The following is a 560-nucleotide window of genomic DNA, read 5'->3' on the forward strand; positions in this document are numbered from 1 at the left end:
GAGACCGTGCCCCTCGGCCCGGGCCGCCGCGACCGCCGGCCAGTCCGGGCACCACACCGCCATGACCCGGGCGCTCATCCCGCCGCCACCCATTCCGCGGTCCGGGCGGGTGCGGCCCGTCCGGAGCAGCGCACCACGGTGGAGACCGAGGCCAGCCGGCCCCTGCCCGCACCCAGACCGCCGTAACGGCAGTGCCGCCCCGCCAGCGTCAGCTCCGCGCCGGGCCAACCCGGGCCCACCAGGAGCACCGCGCCCGCGGCCCGCACCCGACCGCCGAGCACCCGTGCCCGCGACGGGGCGACGGCCGCGACCGCCGGACCGAGCAGCACCAGGTCCAGCCCGTCGAGCAGGACCGACACGACCGCCGCCGGATCCGGGCCGGGATCGGGCACGAGCGCCAGACAGTCCAACCGACCGCCCTGTTCCGCCACGGCCGCCACCCCGAGCTCGGGCCATCCCACGACCGCGCACCGGGCGCCGGACGCCGTGGCCGCGGCCAACAGGCCGACCCGTAGGGTGGCGCTGCCGGAGACCGCCGTGACGCGCCCCGCGGGCAGCAC

1 pseudogene is annotated in these 560 nt (G+C 79.6%); it reads right to left on the minus strand.

Annotated features, from left to right (window positions below):
* Positions 1 to 74 precede the first annotated feature (74 nt).
* A pseudogene (locus HMPREF3086_RS03675) lies at positions 75 to 560 on the minus strand (hypothetical protein); the annotation flags it as partial.

The organism is Dietzia sp. HMSC21D01 (assembly GCF_001815995.1).
Classification (GTDB): Bacteria; Actinomycetota; Actinomycetes; order Mycobacteriales; family Mycobacteriaceae; genus Dietzia; species Dietzia cinnamea.